Source organism: Solwaraspora sp. WMMD1047 (assembly GCF_029626155.1).
Lineage (GTDB): Bacteria > Actinomycetota > Actinomycetes > Mycobacteriales > Micromonosporaceae > WMMD1047.
On the sequence record NZ_JARUBL010000001.1, the window covers coordinates 7,564,027 to 7,581,346 of the forward strand.

Below are 17,320 nucleotides of genomic sequence, written 5' to 3' on the forward strand. Positions count from 1 at the left end.
AGCGGGGCCATCCGAACCATCCGACGTGGTATAACAACATAGAGTTATGTCGATTGCTTGATCATCGACCGGATGGCCGTGGGACCCACGCGCCGGCCGGGATCAGGGCGGCTGCGCCGGCACGGGCGGACAATCCGGCACCCCGGGAGGGGCGTGGAAGTGAGATTCCGCATCCTGGGACCGCTGCAGGTATTCGACGACACCGGCCCGCTGGCGCTCGGCGGCCGGCGGCGGCGGACCGCGCTCGCGGTGCTGCTGGCCCACCCGGGACAGGTGGTGGCGCTTGATCACCTGATCGACGCGGTCTGGGACGACCACCCGCCGACCACCGCCAAGCGGCAGATCCAGAACGACGTCTCCGCCCTGCGCCGGCTGATCGGCCCGGCCATCGTCGCCGACGGCCCCGGCTACCGGGCGGTGGTCCGACCGGGCGACCTGGACGCGCAGGTCTTCGAGGACCGGGTGGCCGAGTCCACTCGGCTGGCCGAGGCGGGCCAACCGGCCGAGGCGGCGGCGCTGCTGCGGTCCGCCCTCGAACTGTGGCGCGGCCCCGCCCTGGCCGGCCTCTGCGGCCGGGCCGTCCAGGGGGTCGCGGCCCGACTCGACGAGCGGCGCCTGCTGGCCCTCGAATACTGGTTCGACCTGGAACTCTCGCTCGGCCGGCCGGCCGAACTGGTTGGTGAGCTGGCCGAGCTGGTGGCGGCGCATCCACTGCGGGAACGCCTGGTCGGTCTGCTGATGCTCGCGCTGCACCGGTCCGGCCGGCAGGGCGAGGCGGTTCAGGCGTACCACGGCCTGCGCAGTCGACTGGCCGACGAGTTGGGACTGGACCCGGGTCCGCAGCTGCGACAGCTGCACGCGACCCTGCTGAAGAACGAGGCCGACGACGGCCCGGCCGCCGGCGCCTGGTGGGGCCGGGCGATCGGCCCGCAGGTGCCGCCGGCGGGACCGGTCCCACCGGCGCCGACCCCACCGCCGTCCCCCCGGCCTGCCCCACCGACGCCGGCCCAGCTGCCCGGCGACATCGCCGGGTTCACCGGCCGGGCCGAGCAGTTACGGCTGCTGGACGACCTCAGCGAGGGGACCACCGGAAGCCGCTCCACCACCGTGCCGATCCTGGTGATCAGCGGCATGGCCGGAGTCGGCAAGACCGCCCTCGCCGTGCACTGGGGACACCTCGCCCGGGACCGCTTCCCGGACGGCCAGCTCTATCTGGACCTGCGCGGCTACGCCGACGACGAGCCGGTGGGCCCGCCGGCGGCACTGGCCCACCTGCTGCGCTCGCTCGGCGAACGGGACGAGCAGATCCCCGCCGACGTCCAGACCGCGGCCGGGCGGTACCGGTCGCTGCTGGCCGGCCGGCAGCTGCTGGTGGTGCTGGACAACGCGTCAAGCGCCGAGCAGGTCCGACCGCTCCTGCCGGCCAGCCCCGGCTGCCTGGCACTCGTCACCAGCCGGGCGCGGCTCACCGGCCTGCTGGCCCGGGACGGCGCGCAGGGTGTGGCGCTGGACGTGCTGACCGCCGAGGAGGCGTACGCCCTCCTGGTCAGGATCCTCGGCGCGGACCGCGCGGCGGCCGATCCGGCCGCGGTGGTCGATGTCGCGGCCGCCTGTTCCCGGTTGCCGCTGGCGCTGCGGGTCGCGGCCGCCAACATCCTGCACGGTGGCTGGCCCGGTGTCGTCGACTATCTCGCCGCGCTGCGCGGCGGGGATCGGATGGCCGCGCTGGAGATCCAGGGCGACGAGCAGGCCGGGGTACGGGCGGCGTTCGACCTGTCGTACCGCAGCCTGGACGCCGCCACCCGCCGGACCTTCCGGCTGGTCGGGCTGATCCCCGGACCCGACCTGACCACCGAGGCGGTGGCCGCGCTCGCCGGACTCGCCGACGGTCCGGCCCGTAACCAGCTCGGCCGGCTGACCGCCGCGCACCTGGTCGAGTGGACCGGGGCCGACCGGTACGCCTGCCACGACCTGCTGCGCGGGTACGCGGCCGAACGGGCGGCGGCCGAGGACCCCGCGCCGCGGCGCCGGGCCGCGCTGGAACGCCTCCACGACTGGTACGCCGCACGCGCCGACGCCGCCGCCCGGATGCTCTACCCCCATGTGCTGCGACTGCCCACGCCGCCCGCGACCGGCGCGGCCGACGGCTCCGGGGCCGGCGCGACCAGCGGCCCCACGACCAGCGGCCCCACAGCCAGCGGCCCCACGACCAGCGGCCCCACAGCCAGCGGCCCCACAGCCAGCGGCCCCACGACCAGCGCGGCCGGCAGCTCCACGGCCGGCGCGGTCGGCGGTTTCGCCACCAGCGCGGCGGCGCTGGCCTGGCTGGACGCCGAGCGCGCCAACCTCGTCGCCGCCATCCGGCACGCCGCCGAACACGGCCCCGAAGCCACCGCCTGGATGCTCGCCGACACCCTGCGCGGCTACTTCTGGCTGCGCGTGCCCGCTGCCGACTGGGAGCAGGCCGCCCGGGCCGCGCTCACCGCCGCCGACCGGGCCGGCGACCAGCGGGCGCAGGCCGCCGCGCTGCTGAGCATCGGGGACCTGAACTTCCGGCGCAACGCCCACGAACCGGCGATCGACAACTACCTGACCGCCCTGCCGCTGGCGGAGCGAACCGGCTGGACACAGTGCGCCGCGGCGATCCTGGGCAACCTCGGCGTCGCGCATCGGGAGGCCGGCCGGCTCCGGGACGCGGCCCGTTACCTGCGGCGGGCCCACCGGCTCTGCCGGGCCACCGGGGCCCGGTACGCCCAGGCGATCGCACTGGACGCGCTCGGCCTCACCTACTGGCAGGCCGGGCGACTCGCCGACGCGGCGGACTGCTGCGGTGCGGCGGCCGACATCAACCGGCAGATCGGCTCCCGGCTGGGCGAGGCGGCGGCGCTGGCCGACCTCGGGGTGATCCTGCACAGCCGAGGGTTGGCCGAGGCGGCCCTGGACCGGTTCACCACCGCTCTCGCGTTGTTCCGGGACGTCGGCGACCGGACCAACGAGGCGTGCGTCCTGCGCGGTCTGGCCATGGTGCACGGTGACGCCGGCCGGTACGGCGAGGCGGCGCAGCTCGCCCACGCGGCCCTCGAGCTGGCTCGCGACCTCGCTGATCGCCGGGTGGAGGCCGACGCGCTGAACACGCTCGGTGCCCTCCGGCGCGGCCAGGACCACCCGCACGAGGCGTTGGCCCACCATCGGCGGGCGCTGGCCCTGGCCCGGGCGGTCGGCAACCGGTACGTCGAGGCCGAGGCGCTGATGGGTTGCGCGCGTACCCTGGCCGCGCTCGGCGCTCCGGAGGCGGCGGCCGAGGCCGCGCACGGGGCCGCCACCATCGGCCGGCGGTACGGCTTCCGCCGGCTGGTGACCCAGGCACTGGCGATCGTCCCGCGTCCGGCCCCGGCCCGGGAGGTGCCGGTCACGCCGCCGTGGTGAACGGAGCTGTGCCGTTTGCGATGCCACGCGGGCTGGTTGCCGACCGGCTCGCCCCGGTAGGTCGCCGGGTTCGCCGCCCCGGATCGCGGCGGCGGTGCAGGGCGACTAGCCACTCTGCACCGGACAAGGGTGTGGCGCGGGGCCGAGGCCGCCGCGCCACACCTGTTGGTTGTCGGAGGGACTAGGTCCTGCAGCCGACCGTCGGCCAGGTCCAGTTCCCGTTGGCCATGATTGTGATGCCGAAGTTGTTTCCGCTGCCGTTCGGTCTGGCGGTTACCGTCCCGCTCGTACCGCTGACGGAGGCGTTCCAGCTGTTCTGGATGGACTGGCCGCCGTTCAGGTTGAGGGTGACCGTCCAGTTGCTGACCTGCTGGACCGACACGTTCAGGTTGAAGCGGTCGCCCCACTGCTGACCGGCGGAGAGCACCGCGGTGCAGTTGCTGTTGCCGGGCGGCGGGTTGGTGGGGTTGCCGGGGTTGCTCGCGGTCGGCTGCGGGTTGCCGCTGCCGCCCTCCCGGACCGTGATGTCGGAGCTACCGTTGCTCTGGTAACCCTCGGTCGCCATCACCTGGTAGCTGTGGTTGCTGCCGAGGTTCAGACCGGCGCGGGCCCAGGCGTCGAAGTGGTTGGCGGTGGTGATGGTGCCGCTGCTGCGCTTCTGCTGGCGAACGCTCCAGAACTGGTAGAAGGTGCAGCGATCGCCGTCGATGCAGGGCTGGTTGACCCGCTGGCTGCGAAGGATGTCGTATGTACCGCCGTCAGTGGTGACTGTGCCGTACCGGGTGGCGCCGCTGCTCGGGTTGTAGCTACCGAAGTTCTCCACCACGTAGTACTCGATGAGCGGGTTCCGTGTCCATCCGTACAGGGCGAGGTAGGTGTTGTTGTTACCCGGGTTGTAGCTGCCCGAGTAGCTGATCGTCCGCCGGGTGCCGGTGGCCCAGCCCTTGCCGCCGACCCAGTTGTTGGTGTTGTTGCTCCACGAGCTGGTGTAGCGGCCGTTCTCGCGCAGCACCATGCTGGCGTTACCGCTGTCCTTCCAGAACGAGAAGTAGAAGCCGTTGTGCGTGCCGGTGGCGTTCGACGTGAGCGTCCGGTCGGCCTCGGCGTACGCGTTGGTGGCCATCAGCGTGCCACCGGTCACGGCCAGGGCCGTGGCGCAGGCGGCGCCGAGGAGCAGCCGGAGGCGGCCGCGTCTCCTCGGTTTGGTGGGGGTGTCGTTCATGTGCTCGCTTCCTCCTTCGGACGGCTGGCGGGACGCCAGCTGCGCGGCACGGCCGGTGGGCTGCCCGGCGGCCGGTGACGGCCGCCGGGCGTCGGCGTCGTACCACGCGGTGGTGGTTGGTCGGTCGTTGTGCACGACACGACCGGAGGTGTGGGTCGCGGTGGGTGGCTCTGACGGTGATTGAGCTCCGTCGATGGCGACGGTATTGCCCCAATCGGCCGCCTGTCAATGACTTTCAGAAAGGTTTCGGAACCGATCGCCATCGCGAGGATGACTCGGGGAGCGCGTCTGACCTGGCCAGAGCGCCAGACCGCCAAACGCAACTGGGACATATCACCTAGTTGTCGCGGCAAAAAAATCATGATCCAACAGAGTTCCGGCTCAACTTCCGGAGACTTTCCGGACCTCGGACCCGCCGTTCGCGTCCGGCCGTCGACCGGCAAGCCGAAGGATAGCCCGCCGCCGGGTCGGCACTCAGCACCGGCGCATCGACAGCGGTCAGCGCACCTCGACCAGCATCGCCTCGGCCTCGCCGACCCCGCCGCAGATGGTGACCACCCCGGTTCCGCCGCCCCGCGCGGTCAGGGCGTTGATCATCGTCATCAACAGCCGCCCGCCGGACGCGCCCGTCGGATGGCCGATCGCGATGGCGCCGCCGTTGACATTGGTGATCGACCGCAGCTGCTCGGCCCGACCCCGGTCGCCGCCGGCCAGTTCCAGGGTGGTGACCAGCGGCACCGCCGCGAACGCCTCGTTGACCTCGATGAGGTCGACCTGATCGAGACCGATCCCGGCCCGGCTCAACGCCCGCCGGGCAGCCCGGGCCGGCATCGAGGCCAGCCGCTGCGGATCCCCGGAAACCTGGGTACACGCCGACACCGTCACCAGCGGCCCGCCGGCCGCCGACCGGCCGGCGTACGCCATGGACGCCAGCACCAGCGCGGACGCCCCGGCGGACATGTTCGGCGCGTTGCCGGCGGTGACGGTGGGGCTGTCGTACACGGTCGGCAGCCCGGCCAACTGCTCGACCGTGACCGACGGTCGGGGAACCTCGTCCCGCGCCAGCGCGACCGGCGCGCCGTGCCGGTCGGTCGTCGCGACCGGCACGGTCTCCCGCTCGAAGAACCCCTCGGCCGCGGCCGCCGCGTACCGCTGCTGACTGCGCACCGCCCACTCGTCCTGCTCGCGGCGGCTCACGCCGTACTCGGTCGCCTCAAGCCCGGCCTGGACGGCGCGTGGCACACCGGTGTGCGGACACGCCACCACCAGCTGATCGGTGAGCACGACATCACCGAGGCGGTTGCCGAAGCGCAGCGCGGGCAGGAAGTAGGGCACCCGGCTCAGGTTGTCCACCCCACCGGCGAGCGCCACCGAGCTCTCGGCCAGCCGGAGGCTGCGGCTGACCGCCGTCACCGCCGCCAGGGAGGAACAGCAGGCCCGGTCCACCGTGTACGCGACCCGCTCCTGCGGCAGGCCGGAGCGGAGCAGGACCTGGCGGGCCACCGACCGTTCGGCGCCCGGAAAGTTGACGCCCATCACCAGCTCCTCGATGTCGTCCCGCGACACCCCGGCCCGCTCGATCGCGCCGACGACCGCGACGGCGCCGAGGTCCGGCAGCGGCAGCGGGGTGAGGGCGCCGCCGAACTTCCCGAACGGCGTACGGGCGGCGCCGAGCACGGCGACCGCGTCGGCCGGGATCTGGCGGGGCATCAGGACTCCAATCGGTCCGGCCGGTCGGGTCGCAGGACCTCGGCCTGGCAGGCGTCTCGGCGCCACGGCGGCAGGCCGGCGACGACGAGCTGGGTGATCATTCGGGCGGCCGGGGCGACCGAGGACTCCTCGGTGAACGCCAGCGCCCCGTAGGTCTGGAAGCCGGTCGACACCACCCCGCGGGCGGCGCGGGCGGCGGAGAGCAGCGGCATCCCGGCCGGGACGGGCGTACCGGTGGCCAGGTCGGCGGCGGCGCGGCGGGTGACCGCCCGGGCCGCCGCGACCCCGACGTCGCACTCGGCGAGCGGGAACGCCACCCCCTGCAGGTCGCCGAGCGGTCGGCCGAACTGGCGCCGGGCGGCCGCGTAGCCGGCGGCCTCGGCCACGATCCGACCGCAGGCACCGACGAGATAGGCGGCCAGCGCCAGCTCGGCCAGGTCGGTCGCGGCCCGGGCCCGGTCGGCCGCGACCCGGGCGAGCCGGCGGGGCCGCGCCGCCGTCCAGGTCTGCGAGGTCAGAACCGTCACCGGTACGCCGGTCGGCCGCGCCTCGCACAGCCAGACGCCGTCGGGCGCCCGTTCCAGGATTACCGCCGCCCGCCCGGCCCAGGGCACCAGCCCGCCCGAGGCGACGGTGGCCACCCGCGTGCCGGCCACCACGCCGTCCACCAGCTCACCGTCGACCGCGCCGTCACCGGCCAGCTCCGCGACGCCCGCCACCAGCTCAGCGTCGAGCGCGCGGACGGCGAGGACGGTCTCCCAGAGTGGTCCGGGGCAGCCGAGGCGGCCGAGTTCCTCCAGCACGGCGACGAGCTCCACCGCCGCGCCGCTGGTCTCGGCGAGGGCGAAGCAACCGATGTCGGCCAGCTCGCTCCAGGTCCGGGTCGGGAAGCCGTCCGCCGCCGACGGCGACACCCATTCGGTACGGCAGCGTTCGCCCAGGGTCCGGATCGCGGCCACGAACGCGCGCTGCTCTTCGTCGTACTCGACGTCAAGCGCCACCCAACGCCTCCCGGAGTCGTCGTTTGTCGACCTTCAACGTCGCGGTGACCGGCAGCTCCGCGACCAGGTGGATGCGACGGGGCACCTTGTACCCGGCCAGCCGGGTGCGGCAGAACGCCCGCAGCGCGTCGAGGTCGAGCGCGTCGACGCCGACGACCGCCGCCTCCACCTGCTCGCCCCAGAGCTCGTTGGCCTGGCCGAACACCGCGACGGCCCGGACGCCCGGGAAGGCCGCGACAACGTCCTCCACCTCGACCGGAAAGACGTTCTCACCGCCGGTGATGATCATGTCCTTGGTCCGGCCGGCGAGGTGCAGGTAGCCGTCCCGGTCGAACCGGCCCAGGTCGCCGGAGCCGACGCCGCCGCGCAGCCGGCCGTCCGGGTCGTACGGCGGCCCGGCCCAGTAGCCGAGGGTCTGCCACGGGGCGTGCACGACGAGCTGCCCGACCTCGCCGCGGGGCTGGTCGGCGCCGCGCTCGTCGACGACCCGCACGGTCACCCCCGGCACCGGCCGACCGACCCCGCGGTCGACGCCATCGCGCAGCTCCCACGACCGCAGCCGGGTGGCCGCGCCGAACTCCGTCGCGCCGTAGCCGGTCACCAGCTCGGCGTGCGGAAACGCCCGGCCCAGCTCGGCGGCGAACCCGGGCTCGCTGCGGGTCGAACCGAACAGCACCCGCCGGACGGCACCGGTGGTCGCCGGGTCGAACTCCGGGTGGCGGATCAGCCTGACCAGCGCGGTCGGGGCACCGAAGAGCCGGGTCGGGCGGCCGGTCCGCAGCGCGGCGACGACCTCCCGCTCGTCGAACCGGGGCAGCACCCAACCGCACCCGCCGGCGTACAGGGTGGCGAAGAGCACCGTCACGAGGGCGACGTGGAAGAACGGCGAGAAGTACAGCTCCACGTCGGTGCGGCGGATCTCCATGTTCGCCTGGCAGGAGGCGGCGTACAGCCACAGCGCGCGATGCGACCAGACGGCGCCCTTGGGCTGACCGGTCGTGCCGCCGGTGCCGAAGATGGCGGCGGGCGCCGCGGGGTCGAGCTCGCCGTCCACCTGATCCGGCACCGCGTCGTCGGCGGCTAGTGGCGCCAGCCGCTCGACCAGCCCGGCCGTTCCGGCCGTTGCGGCAAGAGTCACGGTGGGCACCCCGAGGGTTTCGGCCAGGCCGGTGTGCGCGGCGTCGTGGACGACCAGACCGGGTGCCAGGGGGGCCAGGAAGGCGCCCGCCTCGACCGGGGTGAGGCGGGTGTTGAGCGGCACCGCGACCGCGCCGGCCGCCATGATCCCCAGCAGCACCGCGACGTGCCCGGCCCCGGGGGTCAGCGCCGTCACCACCCGTTCGCCCCGTCCGACGCCGCGCCGGCGCAGGCCCCGGGCGACGGCGCGGGCGGCGGTCCACAGCTCCGCGTACCCGATCTCGCCGTGCTCGTCGACGACCGCCGCGGCGTGCGGCACCTGGCGGGCGTGCGCCGCGATCACGTCGACGAAGACCAGCCTGGCCGGGTCGAACACCGGATTCACGACCGGGCCCCGAGTCCGAGCCCGTGCCGCGCCACCATGCCGAGCATCACCTCGGAGGTGCCGCCGGCGATCGTCTCCATCACCGTCTCGTGCCACAGGAACGCCTGGTCGCCGGCGAGGTCCGTCGCCGTCACGTCCCCGGCGTCGAAGGGGATCCGCGCCATCCGCTGCACCGCCCGGCTGGCGAGCAGCTTCGCCCGCGCCGCCTCGACGATGCCGTCGCCACCGCGTTCCATCGCGGCGACGGTGGTCAGCGCCGCGGCCTCCACCTCGGCGAGATCCACCGCGGCGTCGAGCACCGCGGCCCGGGCCACCGCGTCGGCCGGGCCGTCCGGCCGGCGGGCCCACCGGAGCAGGTCCTCGTAGTCGCGGCGGACCCGGCCCGGCAGCACCATCAGGTGCCGCTCGACGGCGAGCGCCTCCCGGATGAGCCGCCAGGCGCCCCCCTCAGGGCCGACCCGGTCCCGGACCGGCACGACGACGTCGTCGAGGAACACCTCGTTGAGCCGGTGCCCGTCGATGGTCCGGATCGGCCGGATCGTCACCCCCGGGGCGGTGAGGTCGACGATCAGCAGGGTCAGATCCCGGCCGGGCCGCCCGCTGCGCCCGGTGCGGCACAGCAGCCACAGGTACGACGAGTTGTGCGCGTCCGACGTCCACCGCTTCTCGCCGGTCACCCGGTAGCCGTCGGCGGTCACCGTGGCGGTGGTCCGGACGCCGGCCAGGTCGGAGCCGGCCTCGGGCTCGGAGTAGCCGAGCGCGAAGCCCACCTCGCCCCGGGCGATCCGGGCGAGGAACCGGTCCTGCTGGTCGGGGGTGCCGTGCGTGATCAGGGTGCGGGCCACGATGCCGGCCGCCAGGTCGGGGCGGACCGCGCGGGCGTAGGCCAGCTCGTCCCAGACGACGAACTCGGTGGACGGCCCGGCGCCGGCCCCGCCGAACGCCACCGGCCAGCCGAGGCAGAGCCAACCACGCTCACCCATCGCCCGGTAGATCTCCCGGCTGGCGCCACCCCGGCCGAGGAAGTACTGGCGGTCGTCACGCGCGGGCACGCCGCTGGCCAGGAAGTCGCGGATCTGCCCGCGCAGCGCCTCCTGCTCGGCGGTGAACTGCCACCTCATGGCCGCGGTCCGCCGGTCCACCGGGGCGGGCGCCGCTCGACGAAGGCGCGGGCGCCCTCGTGGAAATCCGGATGCGCCCACTGGGTGCGGGCCAACGCCCAGCCGTACTCCAGCGCGGCCTGGTGCGGCATCTCGGTGGCCGCCCAGATCGCCTGTTTGGAGAGCGAGACCGCCGCCGGCGAGTTGCTGGCGATCGCGTCGGCGATGGCCCGCGCGGTGCTCATCAGGTCGGCGGCAGCGACCACCTCGTCGACCAGGCCGAGTTGGTGGGCGCGGTCGGCGTCGAGCCGGAAATGCCGGCCCATCAGCGTCATCCGCAGTACCGCCCCGAGCGGCATCCGCCGGGTCAGGCCGATGTTCTCCACCGCCCCGACCTGGCCGACGCTGACGTGGGTGTCCAGGAAGGTCGCGTGGGCCGCGGCGACCACGATGTCGGCGTCCGCGACGAAGTGCAGCCCGCCGCCCGCGACCAGCCCGTTCACCGCGCAGATCACCGGTTTCCAGACGCCCTGTTGCAGCGGTGACCAGACGATGTCCTCGCTGACCCGACCACGTCCCGAGCTGGTCGACCCGGAGTCGGCCACCTCCCGTACGTCGGCGCCGGTGCAGAAGTGCCGGTCGCCGGTGCCGGTGACGATCACCGCGCGGACGGCGTCGTCGGCCATCACGGCGGCCCAGATCGCCGCGAGGGCGGGCCGCATGGTGCGGGAGAGCGCGTTGCCGACCTCGGGCCGGTTCAACCGGACGGTGGCGACCCCACCGTCCACGGTGTATTCGAGGTCCCCGGTCGACAGCTCAGGCGATGACACGGTCGTGCCTCCAGCGGGCGATCTCCTCGGCGGTGACGCCGAGCTCGGCGAGGACCTGGTCGGTGTGGGCGCGCCTGGGCACCGGTGGACCCGGCGGGGTCGGCGTCGAGCGGGAGAACCGGGGCGCCGGCGCGGGCTGCACCAGGCCGTCGACGTCGACCAGGGTCCGGCGGGCCGCGAGGTGCGGGTGGGCGGGCGCCTCTGCGAAGGTCAGCACGGGCGTGACGCAGGCGTCGGAGCCGTCGAAGACCCGTTCCCACTCGGCCCGGGTCCGGGTCGCGAAGATGGCCGCCAACCGGGCGCTCTGCTCGGCCCAGCGGGAGCGGTCGTGCTGCGGCCAGTCCGCCGGGGCCAGGCCGAGGCGTCTCAGCAGGGTGGCGTAGAACTTCGGTTCGATCGCGCCGACCGCCAGGAAACCCCCGTCGCCGGTGGCGTAGGTGCGGTAGTACGGCGCCCCGCCGTCGAGCACGTTGTCGGCCCGCGCCGCCGACCAGGTGCCGTTGGCGATCAGGCCGTGGAACAGCGCCGTCAGGCTGGCCGCGCCGTCCAGCATCGCCGCGTCGACCACCTGGCCGCGGCCGGACCCGACCCGCTCCAGCAGGGCGCAGACGATCCCGAGCGCCAGGTAGGTCGCCCCGCCGCCGAAATCGCCGATCAGGTTCAGCGGTACGGGTGGCGGCGCCTCCGCCGGACCCATCGCGTGCAGCGCCCCGGTCAGCGACAGGTAGTTCAGGTCGTGGCCGGCGCGGTGGGCGAGCGGCCCGTCCTGACCCCAGCCGGTCATCCGGCCGTACACCAGGCGGGGGTTGCGGTGCAGGCACTCCTCCGGGCCGATGCCGAGCCGCTCGGCGACGCCCGGGCGCATCCCCTCCATCAGCACGTCGGCGTGCCCGACGAGACGCAGCAGCACCGCGACCCCGGTCGGTCGTTTCAGGTCCAGACCGATCGAGCGCCGGCCCCGGTGGCGCGGGTCGCTGCCGGGGTCGGCGCCGACGCCCGGCGCGTCCGCCCCGGCCCGGTCGACCCGGATCACCTCGGCGCCCAGGTCGGCCAGGAGCATCCCGGTGAACGGCACCGGACCCAGGGCCGCCAGCTCCAGCACCCGCACCCCGGCCAGCGGTCCCCCGGTGGTCATCGCGTCGCCGGTCGTCGGGTCGCCGGAAATTCCGTCGCTGGTCATTCCGTCGCCGGTCATCGCATCGCCGATACGCCGAGCAGTTCCTTGCCGAGGTGCAGGATCTGCAGTTGGGTGGTGCCCTCCGGGATGGTCGCCTCGCGCGCGTCGCGGAAGTAGCGTTCGACCGGGGACTCCTCCATCAGCCCGGCGCCGCCGTGCACCTGCAGGGCCAGGGTTGCCGCCTTGCCGGCCGACTCGCCGCAGTAGTACTTCGCCATCGAACACTCGTAGCGGCCCGGCAGCCCGGCGTCGAGCGCCCGCGCGGCCCGGTAGCCGAGCAGCCGGCTCGTCTCGGTCAGGGTGGCGATCTCCACCACCATCTGCTGGACGAGTTGGAACCCGGCGATCGGGCGGCCGAACTGCTCCCGCGCCCTGGCGAACCCGATGGACGCCTCCAGGCAGGCCTGGGCGAGCCCGACCGCCCCCATCGCCATGTTCAGCCGGCCCAGGTTCACCGCCGACATCGCCACCCCGAGCCCGCGCCCGACCTCGCCGACCACGTTCGCCGCCGGTACGCGTACGTCGTCGAAGGCGAGTTCACAGCTGGTGGTGGCCCGCACCGGCATGTGCGCGATGTCGAACGCCTGGTACGGCGACTCGGCCCGGTCGACGATCAGCATGGTCAGCCCGTCGGTGCCGGCGACCCGGATCAGCAGCAGCCCGAAGTCGGCGTGCAGCGCGTTCGTGATGTAGAGCTTGCGCCCGTTGACCACCAGGTCGGTGCCGTCGGGCCGGCCGAGGGTACGCAGCGCACCGGCGTCGGACCCGGCGTCGGACTCGGTCACCCCGAACCAGCCGAACCGTCGGCCGGCCAGCATCGGGCGCAGGAAACGGTCCTTCTGTTCGGCGGTGCCGAACCGGCTCAGCACGGCGGCGACCATGGTCTGCACGTTGAGGGTGGTGCGCAGCGATCCCCAGCAGCGGCCGGCCTCCTCCATCAGGATGGCCAGCGCCAGGTGCCCCGCCTCGTCCCCGCCGTCTGCGGCGGGCACCACGCCCCGGACGTAGCCGAGGTCGTAGAGGCCGGCGAGCCGGTCCCACGGGAACGTGCGGTCCCGCTCGTGCGCCGCCACCAGCGGCGCGATCTTGCCATCCAGATAGGACCGTACGGTCTCGCGGAGCAGCCGCTCCTCGTCGGTGAGCCAGACGTCCATGGCGAACCCTCCCTAGCTGAACCGGCCGCCGGAGACGTGGACCACGTCCCCGGTGACGAAGGACGCCTCGGGCGAGGCCAGGTTGGCGACGGCCGCGGCGACGTCGGCGGGCGTGCCGAGCCGGCGGATCGAGTTCTCCCGGCGGGCCCGCTCGGCGATCGCGGCGAACTTCGGGTGTCGCCGGACGGCTTCGGTCTCGACCAGGCCGGGGGCGACCGCGTTGACGGTGATCTCGTGCCGGCCGAGCTCCTTCGCCAGGGCCTTGGTCAGCCCGACGATGCCCGCCTTCGCCGCCGAGTAGTTCGCCTGGCCGGGATTGCCGAGGTAGGCCCGGGAGGCGATGTTCACGATCCGGCCGTACCGGCGGTCGATCATCGCCGGGGCGACCGCCCGGCAGCACGCGAAGGTGCCGTAGAGGCAGACGTCGAGGACCCGTCGCCAGGCGTCGTCGTCCATCTCGACCAGCGGTCGGTCGATGGTGAAGCCGGCGTTGTTGACCAGGATGTCGATCCGGCCGTGCTGGTCCAGCAGCCGCGCCACCACCGTGTCGACGCTGGACCGGTCGGTCACGTCGGCCACCGCGGGGCGGGCCGCGATGCCCTCCTCGACCAGGGCCGCCGCCGCGGCGACGGCCAGCGGCTCGGCGATGTCGGCAAGCACCACGCTGGCGCCGGCCCGGCCCAGCGCCCGGCCGATCGCGATCCCGAGGCCGCCCCCGCCACCGGTCACGACCGCCACCTGCCCGGCCAACGTCGGACCGCTTGGCGTACCGGCCGTTGCGGCACCCGCCGTCGCGGCACCCGCCGCCGTGTCCGCCCCCGGCGCCGTGGCCCCGGACGTCGTGGCCCCGGGTGCCGTGGCGCGCTCTCTCGTGGTCATCGGGTGCCACCTCCCGCCCGTTGCCGGACCGCGCCGCCGGGCCCGTACACCAGGCCGGACCGGCCGCTGAGGGTCTTGGTGATCCGGTCGCAGGTGTCCCGCAGCAGCCGCCCGTAGCTCTGCGCGCGCTCCTCGTCCATCGCGCTGGTGAAGCCCACCCCGGCGGCCACCAGCCGAACCGCGCCCCGGTCGTCGAAGATCGGTGCGGCCACCGTGCTGACGCCCAGGGCGAACCCCTCGTGGTCGACGGCGAAGCCGTGGTCGCGGACCGGTTCGAGCTCGCGGAGGAACTGCTCGCGACTGGCCACGCTCTTGCTGGTGTACGGATGTGGGCCGGCCGCCAGCGCCGCCGCCACATCCTTCGGGGAGTCGTGGGCGAGGAAGACCCGGCCGAACGAGCCGCCCTGGATCGGCACCGGGGTGCCCACCTGCAGGGTGATTCGGACCCGGTGCGGCCGTTCGAGCTTGTCGACCAGGATCACCTCGGTCGGGTTGATCCGGCGGTAGAGCACGATCGTGACGTCCATCCGCTCCAGCAGCTCGGCCAGGTAGCGCTTGGCGATGCTCACGTCGTTCATCTGCTCGGCGGCGGCGGCGCCGAGTTCGACCAGACCGGGGCCGAGCTGGTAGACCCGGCGCTCCGGGTCGTAGCCGACCGCGTTGACACCGACAAGGGTCCGCATCAGGTAGTGGGCGGTGCTCTTGTTCAGGCCGGTCAGCTCGATCACGCCGGCCAGCGACAGCTCCGAGTGGGCGGCGAGCAGGCGCAGCACCCGGAAGGCCCGTTCGATGGCCGGCACCCGGTAGTCCGCGCCCCGCGACACCTTCGGTGAGTCCACTGTGGTCAACTCCGCTTCCCGTCGACGAGACGCCCGGCGATGAGGCGTCGCAGGATCTCCGACGATCCGTCGGCGATGTGCACCGTACGCATGCTCTGCCAGGCTTTTGCGAGGCCGACCTCGGAGGTGATGCCCATGCCGCCGAGGGTCTGCATGGCCCGGTCGATGACGGCGGTGGACATCTCGGTGGCGTACAGCTTGGCCATCGCCACCTCGACGAGTGCCCGGTCGCCGGCGTCGAGTTTGCGGGCCGCGTCGAGCGCCAGCAGCTCGGCCGCGTGGATGCGGACCGCGGCGTCGGCCAGCGGAAACGAGATCCCCTGGTTGCTCATCAACGGCTGGCCGAAGGTGCGGCGCTCGGTCGCGAAGCCGAGGGCCAGGTCCAGCGCCCACCGGGCCAGCCCGACCGCCCGGGCGCAGTTGTAGAGCCGGCCGAGCGCGATCCCGTCCAGCCCCAGCGACAGCCCCTCGCCCGGCTCGCCGAACACCTGCTCCGGGCCGACCCGCACCTCGTCGAGGGAGAGGATGCCGTGCTCGCCCCCGATGTTGCCGTAGAGCGGGATGACGCTGTCCAGCTTGAACCCGGGAGCGGTACGCGGCACGAGGAACGCGGTGATCCCGCCGGCCTTGCGGCGGACCCGGTCCGGGTCGGTGACGGCGAAGACCAGGCCGTAGTCGGCCGACGGCCCGTTGGAGATCCACTGCTTGACCCCGGTGATCCGCCAGCCGTCGCCGTCGGGCACCGCCCGGGTCGACATCTGCCAGACGTCCGAGCCGGCGCCGGGCTCGGACATCATGAAGCACATGGTCCGCTCGCCGGAGAGCAGTGCCGGCAGCACCTGCTGGCGGATCGGTTCGCCGGCCCGGGTGAAGACCAGGCTCGGTCCGGTCGCCCAGTGCGCCACCACGTCCAGCCCGAGCCAGTTCGCGCTGCCGCAGACCCGGCTGATCAGCTCCCAGGCGGCGTACATCGCCTCGGTGCCCTGACCGCCGCCGCCGAGCGCCTCCGGGACGAACATCTGGTAGTAGCCGGCCGCGGCGGCGGCGGTGCGGACCGCCCGCCGATGCTCCTCGACCTCGTCGACGTTGCGGCCGTCCGGGCCGTACCGGCGTCGCGGGTCGTTGAGCAGGTCGCCGGCGCGCCGGTGCCGTTCGATGACCTCGGCCCGTAGGAAGGCGCGCAGCCCGTCCAGCAGGTCGGTGATGTCCGGCCCGAACCGGGTGTCCCACCCGAACCGGCCGCGCGGCTCAGCCATCTGTCGCGCCTCCTGAAGTCTCCGCTGGCGCGGCCTCGACCAGGGTGGCGGTGGCCATGCCGCCGCCGGTGCACATCACCTGCAGCCCGTAGCGGCCACCGCGACGGCGCAGCTCGTGCAGGAGCGTGGTCAGGATCCGGGCGCCGGAGCAGCCGGTCGGGTGGCCGAGCGCGATCGCTCCACCGTTGACATTGAGCCGGTCGTCGGCGACGCCGGTGTCCCGCTGCCAGGCCAGCGGAACGCTGGCGAACGCCTCGTTCACCTCGAACAGGTCGATGTCGTCGAGGGTCAGGCCGGCGCGGGCGAGGATCCGGTGGGTGACGGGGATGACGCCGTGCAGCATCAGGGTCGGATCGACCCCGACCACGGCGGTGGCCCGGATGCGGCCGAGGGGTCGTAGTCCGGTGGCCGCGGCGACCGACTCGGCGCAGACGAGCACCGCCGCCGCACCGTCGGTGAGCTGGCTGGAGTTGCCGGCGTGATGCAGGCCGTCGGGGCCGAAGGCCGGCGCCAGGGCCGCCAGCGCCGCGGGTGTCGAGTCGGGGCGGATTCCCTCGTCCACGATCCGCGCCCCGGGGCCGGGGTCCGCGCGCCCGAGCAGCGCGGCGGTCGGGTCGGTGGGGATGGCCATCGTCTCGTCGTCGTACCGGCCGCTGCGCCAGGCCGCGTCGGCGCGGGCGTGGCTGCGGACCGCGAACGCGTCGAGCTCGGACCGGCCGATGCCCCACCGCCGGGCGATCCGGTCGGCGGCCACGCCCTGCCCGATCAGCTCGTAGCGGGCGGTGACCGACTCCGGCGGCTCCACCCCCATCGCGTCCGCGCCCATCGGCACCCGGCTCATCGACTCCACGCCACCGGCGATGACGGCGTCCTGCTGGCCCGACAACACGGCGTGCGCGGCGGCGTGCACCGCCTGCTGGCCGGAGCCGCACATCCGGTTGAGGGTCATCCCGGCCACCGACTCGGGCAGCCCGGCGGCCAGCGCGGCGACCCGGGCGATGTTGCGGCCCTGCTCGCCGACCGCGTTGACGCAGCCGGCCACCACGTCCTCGATCAGCGCCGGTTCGATCCCGGCGCGGGCGACCAGCTCCCGCAGCGTCAGCGCGAGCAGCTCGTCGGGCCGGACCCCGGCCAGCACTCCCCGCCGCCGGCCCAACGGGGTCCGGACGGCGGCGGCGACAACGGCTGTCTCGGTCACGTCGGC

General features: G+C 74.1%; 13 protein-coding genes. 1 reads left to right on the forward strand and 12 read right to left on the reverse strand.

The window, feature by feature from the left end:
• Positions 1-153: 153 nt before the first annotated feature.
• The gene (locus O7627_RS34440) at positions 154-3,426 is read left to right on the forward strand and encodes a BTAD domain-containing putative transcriptional regulator (RefSeq protein ID WP_278097609.1); all 3,273 of its coding nucleotides are present in this window, start codon (positions 154-156) and stop codon (positions 3,424-3,426) included.
• A gap of 181 nt (positions 3,427-3,607) precedes the next feature.
• Here the strand turns inward: O7627_RS34440 and O7627_RS34445 are convergent, their stop codons facing one another.
• From O7627_RS34445 to O7627_RS34500, 12 genes are all read right to left on the reverse strand, one after another.
• Positions 3,608-4,648, reverse strand: coding sequence for a glycoside hydrolase family 11 protein (locus O7627_RS34445; RefSeq protein WP_278097610.1), 1,041 nt, complete (start codon positions 4,646-4,648; stop codon positions 3,608-3,610).
• A 498-nt stretch (positions 4,649-5,146) separates the two neighbouring features.
• Positions 5,147-6,358 (reverse strand): thiolase family protein, encoded by a 1,212-nt coding sequence (locus O7627_RS34450; RefSeq protein ID WP_278097611.1) that lies wholly within the window; start codon positions 6,356-6,358, stop codon positions 5,147-5,149.
• Positions 6,358-7,359, reverse strand: coding sequence for an acyl-CoA dehydrogenase family protein (locus O7627_RS34455; protein ID WP_278097612.1), 1,002 nt, complete (start codon positions 7,357-7,359; stop codon positions 6,358-6,360). The genes O7627_RS34450 and O7627_RS34455 overlap by 1 nt, the downstream gene beginning before the upstream one ends.
• Positions 7,349-8,881 carry a class I adenylate-forming enzyme family protein gene (locus O7627_RS34460; RefSeq protein ID WP_278097613.1) on the reverse strand — a complete coding sequence of 511 codons (1,533 nt, stop codon included), beginning with the start codon at positions 8,879-8,881 and terminating at the stop codon, positions 7,349-7,351. Before O7627_RS34460 ends, O7627_RS34455 begins: the two co-directional genes overlap by 11 nt.
• Positions 8,878-10,002 (reverse strand): acyl-CoA dehydrogenase family protein, encoded by a 1,125-nt coding sequence (locus tag O7627_RS34465; protein WP_278097614.1) that lies wholly within the window; start codon positions 10,000-10,002, stop codon positions 8,878-8,880. The genes O7627_RS34460 and O7627_RS34465 overlap by 4 nt, the downstream gene beginning before the upstream one ends.
• Positions 9,999-10,811, reverse strand: a complete 813-nt coding sequence (locus O7627_RS34470; protein WP_278097615.1) for an enoyl-CoA hydratase-related protein — start codon at positions 10,809-10,811, stop codon at positions 9,999-10,001. Before O7627_RS34470 ends, O7627_RS34465 begins: the two co-directional genes overlap by 4 nt.
• Entirely contained in the window at positions 10,798-11,946 is a 1,149-nt protein-coding gene (locus O7627_RS34475) for a CaiB/BaiF CoA-transferase family protein (protein WP_278098542.1), read from the reverse strand. The genes O7627_RS34470 and O7627_RS34475 overlap by 14 nt, the downstream gene beginning before the upstream one ends.
• A 56-nt stretch (positions 11,947-12,002) precedes the next feature.
• Positions 12,003-13,142, reverse strand: a complete 1,140-nt coding sequence (locus tag O7627_RS34480) for an acyl-CoA dehydrogenase family protein (RefSeq protein ID WP_278097616.1) — start codon at positions 13,140-13,142, stop codon at positions 12,003-12,005.
• Between the two features lie 12 nt (positions 13,143-13,154).
• Positions 13,155-14,021 carry an SDR family NAD(P)-dependent oxidoreductase gene (locus O7627_RS34485; protein WP_278097617.1) on the reverse strand — a complete coding sequence of 289 codons (867 nt, stop codon included), beginning with the start codon at positions 14,019-14,021 and terminating at the stop codon, positions 13,155-13,157.
• Positions 14,018-14,860, reverse strand: coding sequence for an IclR family transcriptional regulator (locus O7627_RS34490; RefSeq protein WP_278098543.1), 843 nt, complete (start codon positions 14,858-14,860; stop codon positions 14,018-14,020). The genes O7627_RS34485 and O7627_RS34490 overlap by 4 nt, the downstream gene beginning before the upstream one ends.
• Before the next feature lie 5 nt (positions 14,861-14,865).
• On the reverse strand, positions 14,866-16,116 hold the full coding sequence (locus O7627_RS34495; RefSeq protein ID WP_278097618.1) for an acyl-CoA dehydrogenase family protein: 1,251 nt from the start codon (positions 16,114-16,116) through the stop codon (positions 14,866-14,868).
• Positions 16,109-17,314 carry a thiolase family protein gene (locus O7627_RS34500; RefSeq protein ID WP_278097619.1) on the reverse strand — a complete coding sequence of 402 codons (1,206 nt, stop codon included), beginning with the start codon at positions 17,312-17,314 and terminating at the stop codon, positions 16,109-16,111. The genes O7627_RS34495 and O7627_RS34500 overlap by 8 nt, the downstream gene beginning before the upstream one ends.
• Positions 17,315-17,320: the final 6 nt, after the last annotated feature.